The sequence below is a fragment of the Streptomyces sp. rh34 genome (assembly GCF_002551245.1).
In the GTDB taxonomy this organism is placed as follows: domain Bacteria; phylum Actinomycetota; class Actinomycetes; order Streptomycetales; family Streptomycetaceae; genus Streptomyces.
On record NZ_NTGZ01000313.1, the window covers coordinates 1 to 7857 of the forward strand.

At 73.8% G+C, this 7857-nt stretch carries 10 protein-coding genes; 9 read left to right on the top strand and 1 reads right to left on the bottom strand.

Annotation, left to right across the window (positions count from 1 at the left end; all coding sequences use genetic code 11):
- The 3 genes from CR470_RS33555 to CR470_RS33565 form a co-directional block, all read left to right on the top strand.
- On the top strand, positions 1-423 hold a 423-nt coding region (locus tag CR470_RS33555), incomplete at its 5' end, for a PucR family transcriptional regulator (protein WP_179892457.1).
- Positions 424-604: 181 nt separating this feature from the next.
- Positions 605-1192 (top strand): ArsR/SmtB family transcription factor, encoded by a 588-nt coding sequence (locus CR470_RS33560; protein WP_097871223.1) that lies wholly within the window; start codon positions 605-607, stop codon positions 1190-1192.
- A gap of 45 nt (positions 1193-1237) precedes the next feature.
- The gene (locus CR470_RS33565; protein ID WP_097871224.1) at positions 1238-2515 is read left to right on the top strand and encodes an MFS transporter; all 1278 of its coding nucleotides are present in this window, start codon (positions 1238-1240) and stop codon (positions 2513-2515) included.
- Between the two features lie 22 nt (positions 2516-2537).
- Here CR470_RS33565 and CR470_RS33570 read toward each other — a convergent pair whose 3' ends face one another.
- Positions 2538-3170 carry a TIGR03085 family metal-binding protein gene (locus tag CR470_RS33570; protein ID WP_097871225.1) on the bottom strand — a complete coding sequence of 211 codons (633 nt, stop codon included), beginning with the start codon at positions 3168-3170 and terminating at the stop codon, positions 2538-2540.
- 84 nt (positions 3171-3254) lie between these two features.
- On the opposite strand from CR470_RS33570, the gene hisI reads away from it, so the two are divergent.
- The 6 genes from hisI to trpC all read left to right on the top strand — a co-directional run.
- Positions 3255-3632: a phosphoribosyl-AMP cyclohydrolase gene (gene hisI / locus CR470_RS33575; RefSeq protein WP_097871226.1), complete on the top strand. Its 378-nt coding sequence runs from the start codon at positions 3255-3257 to the stop codon at positions 3630-3632.
- Positions 3633-3643: 11 nt separating this feature from the next.
- Positions 3644-5137 (top strand): anthranilate synthase component I, encoded by a 1494-nt coding sequence (locus tag CR470_RS33580; protein ID WP_097871227.1) that lies wholly within the window; start codon positions 3644-3646, stop codon positions 5135-5137.
- A 14-nt stretch (positions 5138-5151) separates the two neighbouring features.
- A complete protein-coding gene (locus CR470_RS33585) occupies positions 5152-5838 on the top strand; it encodes a TIGR02234 family membrane protein (RefSeq protein WP_097871228.1) in 687 nt (228 codons plus the stop codon).
- Positions 5839-5950: 112 nt separating this feature from the next.
- Positions 5951-6202, top strand: a complete 252-nt coding sequence (locus tag CR470_RS33590) for an HGxxPAAW family protein (RefSeq protein ID WP_007451095.1) — start codon at positions 5951-5953, stop codon at positions 6200-6202.
- A gap of 297 nt (positions 6203-6499) precedes the next feature.
- Positions 6500-6931: a DUF2752 domain-containing protein gene (locus tag CR470_RS33595; RefSeq protein ID WP_257139008.1), complete on the top strand. Its 432-nt coding sequence runs from the start codon at positions 6500-6502 to the stop codon at positions 6929-6931.
- 136 nt (positions 6932-7067) lie between these two features.
- Positions 7068-7857, top strand: a 790-nt coding sequence (gene trpC / locus CR470_RS33600; RefSeq protein WP_097871230.1) for an indole-3-glycerol phosphate synthase TrpC, incomplete at its 3' end; no start/stop codon positions are given.

Consider the following 7857-nt stretch of genomic DNA (forward strand, 5'->3'; position numbering starts at 1 on the left):
ACCCGGGCCGGGATCGGCTCCGCCGTCGAGGGCCTGGCCGCCCTCGGCGACGCCCGGCGGCTGGCGGAGACCGCGCTGCGCGCCTGCCCCGCGTCCGGGGGCACCATCCTGCTCGACGAGAACCTCCCGGACGCCCTGGTCGTGTCCTCCCCCGCGCTCGCCGCCGCGCTCGCGGGCCGGGTGCTGGGGCCGCTGGACCGGCTGGACCCCGCCGACCGCGACGTCATCGTGGAGACCCTCACCGCCTGGCTGGACGCGGACGGCTCGGCGCAGCGGGCGGGCGCGCGGCTCTACTGCCACCGCAACACCGTCCTCAACCGGCTCCGCCGCTTCGAACAGCTCACCGGCCGTTGCCTCACCCGCCCACGGGACGCGGTCGAGGTCTCGCTCGCCCTGGCGGCGCGGCGGTTGCTCGGCGACTGAAGAGGTCCGCGACGCTCCAAGAGGTCCGCGACGCTCCAAGAGGTCCGCGACGCTCCAAGAGGTCCGCGATGACCGAAAAGGTCCGTGACGACTGTAGAGATCCGCGACCACGGGAAAAGTTCGCAACAAATATTGCGCAATTAATCTTGCGCAACTTTCCCTGCGTATCTACGGTCATGTCATGCCCAGCGAAGAACGACGCCGCGTCTCCGACCTCGACACCCTCAAGGCGATCGGCCACCCCCTGCGCCTGAAGCTCTACCGAGCCCTGCACATCAAGCGCACCGCCACCGCCTCCCAGCTCGCCGACCAGGTCGACGAGGCGGTCTCCCTCGTCAGCTACCACCTGCGCAAGCTCGCCGACCACGGGCTGATCGAACCGGCCGCGAGGCAGGGCGCCGACGGCCGGGAACGCTGGTGGCAGCCGTCCTCCCGAGGCCTGACCTTCAGCGACGAGGACTTCGACGACGCGCCGGACAGGGCGGCCGTCTACGCCGCCGCCGGCCGGATGTCCTTCGACCAGCACGTCGAGCTCTACCGGGCCCACCAGGACTCACGGCACACCTGGGACACGGAGTGGCGCGGCGCGTCCTGGAGCGCGGAGAACCTCCTGCGCCTCACCGCCGGGGAACTGGCCGCCCTCGGCCGGGAGATGGGCGCGCTGATCGACCGCTACGAGGAGGCGGGCCGCGCCCGCGAGGAGGCGGGCGACACGGAGGGCCGGGAGAGCGTCGCCCTGCACACCTACGGATTCCCCTTCCGCCCCTGAGTCCACCGCCTCCTGGCCCACCGCTCCGCCCCGGAAGGACGAACCATGACCGACACCGCCGTGGAAGCCCCCGAACGCCCCGCGCACCGCGACCCGAACGTGCTGCGCTGGCTCGGCGCGTACACCGCGTCGATGGTCGGCGACAGCATCTACTTCATGGCCCTCGCCTGGGCCGCCGCGCGCACCGGCAGCGCCTCCGGCACCGGCCTGGTCCTCGCCGCCGGCTCGATACCCCGGGCTCTCCTGATGCTCGGCGGGGGAGTGCTCGCCGACCGGCTCGGGCCCCGCCGCGTCGTCATCGGCAGCGACGCCGCCCGCGCGCTCCTGGTCCTCTCACTCGCCGCCACCCTCGTCCTCACCGCACCCTCCGTGGGCGTCCTGGTGGCCGTCGCCCTGCTCTTCGGCGCGGTCGACGCCCTGTTCCTGCCCGCCGTCGGTGCGCTGCCGCCCCGGATCAGCGCACCGGGCCAGCTCGCCCGGATCCAGGGCCTGCGCGGACTGGCCGCACGCGGCGCCTCCATCGTCGGCGCGCCGCTGGGCGGGGTCGCCGTGGCCACGGGCGGCCCCGCGCTCGCCTTCGCCGCCGCCGGTGTGCTCTTCGCCCTCTCCCTGCCCCTGCTCCTGCGTCTGCGGATCGGACCGCTGCCCGCGCCCGTGAAGCACGGCGGGACGTCGGCCGAGGACCATGGGGAGCAGACGGCCACCGAGGCTCCGACCGCCCGGCAGGACCTCCTCGACGGGCTCCGGCACATCCGCCGCCACCCCCTCCTCGGGCCGCTGATGATCGTCATCGGCCTCAGCGAGCTCGGCTTCGTCGGGCCGCTCAACCTCGGGCTGATCCTGCTCTCCGAGCAGCGCGGCTGGGGTGCGGCCGGCATGGGCTGGATCGTCGCCGGATTCGCCTCCGGCGCGGCCGGGGCCGCCCTCCTCCTCGCCGTCCGGGGCCGGGTGGAGCGCGCCGGGCTCGTGATGTGCCTGACCGTTCTCGTCGGAGCGACAGGCATCGCCGCTGTGGCGCACATCCCCTCGGTGGCCCTGGCTGCCGCGGTCGCCGCGTTCGTCGGCCTCTTCGTCGGACTGGCCGGGGCCCTGTGCGCAGCCCTCGTCCAGACCGCCGCCGACCCGGCGTACCTGGGCCGGGTCACCTCCGTGTCGACGCTCGTCACCTACGCGCTCATCCCGGTGAGCTACCCCGTCACCGGGGCCGCCATCGCCCTCTGGGGCACCGGGCCGGTCTTCGCCGTCAGCGCGGCCGTGTGCGCGGCCGGCGGTGCGGTGGGCCTGACCGTCACCGCGCTCCGCCGCGCCGAACTGCCCCGCTGACCCCCGGCACCCTCCGCGGGGCCTACATGCCCAGCTCCGCCGCCCTCAGCCGCTCCACCGCCGCCTGGTCGCCCTCCACCCCGACGTCCGCGGCTTCCTGCCGGCCGAACGCGTACAGCAGCAGCTCGGCGGGCTCCCCGGTCACCGTCACCACCGGGGTCCCCTTGTGGGCCACCGCCGTCCGGCCGTCCGGCCGGCGCAGCACCAGTCCCACCGGGGACCTGCGGCCCAGCAGCCGGGCCGTCCGCTCGGTGCGCGACCACAGCACATCGGCGAAGACCGGGTCCAGCTCGCGGCGCGACCAGTCGGGCTGGGCCCGGCGCACGTCCTCGGTGTGGACGAAGAACTCGACGGTGTTCGCCGCCTCGTCGATCTGCTTGAGGGACATCGGGGAGAACCGGGGCGGACCGGTGCGGATCAGCTGGATCAGTTCCTCGTACGGCTTCGCCGCGAACTCCGCCTGCACCCGCTCCAGCCGGGCCCTCAGCGCGTCCACCAGCAGCCCGCCCGCCGCGTCCGCCCGGCGTTCGCGGACCACCACATGGGCGGCCAGATCGCGGGTCTTCCAGCCGTCGCACAGAGTCAGGGCCTCGGGACCGGCCGCTTCCAACAGATCGGCGAGCAGAAGACGTTCACGCTTCGCATGGGTCGACATGCCCGCCAGCGTACGACCGTCGCCCGGGGTCCGCCCAGTGGACGTCCGCCCGGAGCGCCCTCGCCGCCACGGCACAATGGGCCCATGACGAGCCCGCCCGGCGCCACGCCGCCCGCCAGCCGCCTCGACCCGGCCATCGCCGCCCGCCTCAAGCGCGGCGCCGACGGTCTGGTCCCGGCCATCGCCCAGCAGTACGACACCGGCGAGGTGCTGATGCTCGGCTGGATGGACGACGAGGCGCTGCACCGCACCCTCACCACGGGCCGCTGCACCTACTGGTCGCGCAGCCGCCAGGAGTACTGGGTCAAGGGCGACACCTCCGGTCACGTCCAGCACGTGAGGTCCGTCGCCCTGGACTGCGACGCCGACACCGTCCTCGTCAAGGTCGACCAGACCGGCGCCGCCTGCCACACCGGCGACCGCACCTGCTTCGACTCCGACGTCCTGCCCCTCGGGAAGTAAGGTCACCGGCCATGGATCTCGCCACCTTCCGCAAACTGGCCGTCGACCGGCGCGTCGTCCCCGTCAGCCGCCGCCTGCTGGCGGACGGCGACACCCCGGTCGGCCTGTACCGCAAGCTCGCCGCCGAACGCCCCGGCACCTTCCTGCTCGAATCCGCCGAGAACGGCCGGACCTGGTCGCGCTACTCGTTCATCGGCGTCCGCAGCGACGCCACCCTCACCGCCCGCGACGGCGAGGCCCACTGGCTCGGCACCCCGCCCGTGGGTGTCCCGGTGACCGGCGATCCGCTGGCCGCGCTGCGCGCCACCGTCGAGACCCTGCACACCCCGCGCGACCTGGTCGGTGACGCGGCCCTGCCGCCGTTCACCGGCGGCATGGTCGGCTACCTCGGCTACGACGTCGTACGCCGCCTGGAGAAGATCGGCGAGCACGGCGGCGACGACCTGAGACTGCCCGAGCTGACCATGCTCCTCACCTCGGACCTCGCCGTCCTCGACCACCGGGACGGCACCGTCCTGCTGATCGCCAACGCGATCAACCACAACGACCTCGACACCGGTGTCGACGAGGCGCACGCGGACGCCGTGGCCCGCCTCGACGCGATGGAGCGCGACCTGCGCCGCCCCGTCGAGAACGCCCCCGCTGTGCTGCCCCCGTCCGAGCTGCCGCCGTACACCGCGCTCTGGGGCGGCGAGGACTACCAGGACGCCGTCGTGGACATCAAGGAGCGGATTCGGGCGGGCGAGGCGTTCCAGGTCGTCCCCTCCCAGCGCTTCGAGACCCCGTGCACCGCGAGCGCCCTGGACGTCTACCGGGTGCTGCGCGCCACCAACCCGTCGCCGTACATGTACCTCTTCCGTTTCGACGGGTTCGATGTCGTCGGCTCCAGCCCCGAGGCCCTGGTCAAGGTCGAGGACGGCCGGGCCATGGTCCACCCGATCGCCGGGACCCGGCACCGGGGCGCCACCCCGCAGCAGGACCAGGCGCTCGCCGACGAACTCCTCGCCGACCCCAAGGAGCGCGCCGAGCACCTGATGCTCGTCGACCTCGGCCGCAACGACCTGGGGCGGGTCTGCCGGCCCGGCAGCGTCGAGGTCGTCGACTTCATGTCGATCGAGCGCTACTCCCACGTGATGCACATCGTCTCCACCGTCACCGGCCGCGTCACCGAGGACCGCACCGCCTTCGACGTCCTGACCGCCTGCTTCCCCGCGGGCACCCTCTCCGGCGCCCCCAAGCCCCGCGCCATGCAGATCATCGAGGAGCTGGAGCCGAGCCGCCGCGGACTGTACGGGGGCTGCGTCGGCTACCTCGACTTCGCCGGGGACTCCGACACCGCCATCGCCATCCGGACCGCCCTGCTCCGCGACGGCACCGCGTACGTCCAGGCCGGAGCCGGGGTCGTCGCCGACTCCGACCCGGTCGCCGAGGACACCGAGTGCCGCAACAAGGCGGCGGCCGTGCTCCGCGCCGTCCATACGGCCAACCGGCTCCACGACCGCTGAACCAGTAGGGGATAGTGGAGGGCGTGAGCGCTGTCCCCGTACCCCAGCCCCGTGCCCGCACCGCCGACTCCGCGTCCGACTCCGCGTCCGGCGCCGCGCCCGACTCCGCAGGGAGCCGCCGCAGTCTCGCGGCCGGTCTGCTCCTCGGCGCGGTCGGCGCGACCGTCGTCCTCCTCGCCTCCGGACAGACCTGGGCCGAGGGGGACGCGGCCACCGGCGGCGGCGCGCTTCCGCTGGCCGTCGACGGCCGGGACGTCACCGGCGTCCCGGCCGCCCTGGCCGTCGTCTCGCTCGCCGCGCTCGTCGCGGTGTTCGCCGTACGCGGCGCCGGCCGCCGGATCGTCGCCGCCCTCCTCGCCCTCAGCGGCCTGGGAGCCACCCTCAGTGCCTGGGCCGGCGGGTCCGACAGCACGGCCCTCGACGAGGAGGCCGCCAGGACCACCGGCGACGCGGCGGCCACCATCCATGCCATCGGCCACACCGCATGGCCCTACGTCACCGCCGCCGGCGGCCTGCTGATCCTGCTGGCCGGGCTCCTCGCGCTGCGCTACGGCAGCCGCTGGCCCGCCATGTCCGGAAAGTACGAGCGCGACGGCACCCCCCGCCCCGGCAGGGCGCCCCGCACCGGCCCCGACCCGGACCGGCCCGAGGACCTGTGGAAGGCCCTGGACCGCGGCGAGGACCCGACGCGCGAGGTGTGACCCCAGGCTCACGTCCGGCAGCCCCGTACGGGACAATGGACCCGAGCCGTCCCCCGGGCGGCGGCCACACGCACAGCGTCACCCACAGCGCAACACCAACGAGGAGCAACTCATGGCGGGCAGCAGCCACGGACACACCCCGGCCGCCTGGACCGGTGTCATCATTGCTTTCATCGGCTTCTGCGTCGCAGGCGTCTTCATGGTCGCGGCCAACCCCCTCGGCTTCTGGGCCGGTATCGCCGTCATCTTCGCCGGCGGCCTCGTGGGCCTCGCCATGAAGGTGGCCGGCCTCGGCATGCCGAAGGAGTCGGCCGAGCTGATCGAGGCCAGGGAGCGCGCCGGGCGGGCGCAGATCTCCCACTGACCCGGGCGCCGGCCCGTCCCGGCGACCGACACGCCGACAGGCGCAGCCCCTACCGGGCTGCGCCTTTTCGCGTCGGCGGGGGACAATCAGCGGGTGGACGCCTCGCCTGCCCCCTCTGCCGCCCAGCCGCCGGACCCGGAATCGGGGTCGCCGCCGGGCCACGGACCCATGCCGCTGACGGTCTGCCCGACCCCCGACACGGCCCGGCCCACCCAAGCCCGTCCGGCGTTTGAGGACGGAAGCCTCGCCGGGGTGGGCCCGGAGCTTGCAGGTCCCCCGGGCGAGGGGCCCTCGCAGGTGCCCGCCCCCCAAGGCCACGGTTCCGTCCTCAAACGCCGGACGGGCTGGTTGGCAACCCCCCTCGGCATCCTCGCCGCGGTCGCGGGCGCCTTCGCGTACGTCGGCACCGTCGATCCCAACGAGTCCGGCCACTATCCGGTCTGCCCGCTGCTCGAACTGACCGGTGTCCTCTGCCCCGGCTGCGGCGGACTGCGCAGCGCCCACGCCTTCATCCACGGCGATCTCGGCGCGGCGCTCGAAGCCAACGCGATCGCCACCGTCGGCTACTTCCTCTTCGCCGCGGTCTGGGTCCTCTGGCTGGTCAGGGCCTGGCGCGGACAGCCCCTGCGCATCGGCCTGGCGCCCGTCTGGTGGTGGGGCGTGGGGGCAGTCCTGCTGATCTTCACCGTGGTCCGGAATCTGCCGTTCGGCTCGGCCCTGGCCCCCTGAACTCCGCGGACCGGACCGCGAAATGACCAGGAAGTGGGACGCGTCGTGGCCGGATGCGAGCCCCGGGGCATCCTGCGGATACCATCGGTGTGGCTGATCCTGTTCACCGTCAACCGTTCGGAAGGGGGCCGCTCGCGTGAGTGTGCTCGACGAGATCATCGACGGCGTTCGCGCCGACCTCGCGGAGCGGCAGGCGCGCGTCAGCCTCGACGAGCTGAAGGAGCGCGCCGCTCGCGCTCCCCAGGCCAAGGACGGAGTCGCCGCCCTGCGCGGCGAGGGCGTGACCGTCATCTGCGAGGTCAAGCGCTCGTCCCCCTCCAAGGGGGCCCTTGCCGCCATCGCCGACCCGGCCGCGCTCGCCGCGGACTACGAGGCCGGCGGCGCGTCCGTCATCTCGGTCCTCACCGAGGAGCGCCGCTTCGGCGGTTCGCTCGCCGACCTGGAGGCCGTCCGCGCCAAGGTCGACACCCCGATCCTGCGCAAGGACTTCATCGTCACCTCGTACCAGCTGTGGGAGGCCCGCGCCTACGGCGCCGACCTCGCCCTGCTGATCGTCGCCGCCCTCGACCAGGAAGCCCTGGTCTCCCTCATCGAGCGCGCCGAGTCGATCGGGCTCACCCCGATCGTCGAGGCGCACGACGAGGAGGAGGCGGAGCGTGCCGTGGACGCCGGAGCCAAGATCATCGGTGTCAACGCGCGCAATCTGAAGGACCTCAAGGTCGACCGCTCCACCTTCGAGCGCGTCGCCCCCGAGATCCCCGACCACATCGTCAAGGTCGCCGAGTCCGGCGTCCGGGGCCCGCACGACCTGATCGCGTACGCCAACGCCGGCGCCGACGCCGTCCTGGTCGGCGAGTCGCTGGTCACCGGCCGCGACCCGCGCGCCGCCGTCGCCGACCTCGTCGCCGCGGGCGCCCACCCGGCGT

Excerpts from the sequence above, each read along its gene's own strand:
- CR470_RS33560 (WP_097871223.1), top strand. The coding sequence starts at position 605 with ATGCCCAGCGAAGAACGACGCCGCGTCTCCGACCTCGACACCCTCAAG.
- CR470_RS33565 (WP_097871224.1), top strand. The coding sequence starts at position 1,238 with ATGACCGACACCGCCGTGGAAGCCCCCGAACGCCCCGCGCACCGCGAC.
- CR470_RS33570 (WP_097871225.1), bottom strand. The coding sequence starts at position 3,170 with ATGTCGACCCATGCGAAGCGTGAACGTCTTCTGCTCGCCGATCTGTTG.
- hisI (WP_097871226.1), top strand. The coding sequence starts at position 3,255 with ATGACGAGCCCGCCCGGCGCCACGCCGCCCGCCAGCCGCCTCGACCCG.
- CR470_RS33580 (WP_097871227.1), top strand. The coding sequence starts at position 3,644 with ATGGATCTCGCCACCTTCCGCAAACTGGCCGTCGACCGGCGCGTCGTC.
- CR470_RS33590 (WP_007451095.1), top strand. The coding sequence starts at position 5,951 with ATGGCGGGCAGCAGCCACGGACACACCCCGGCCGCCTGGACCGGTGTC.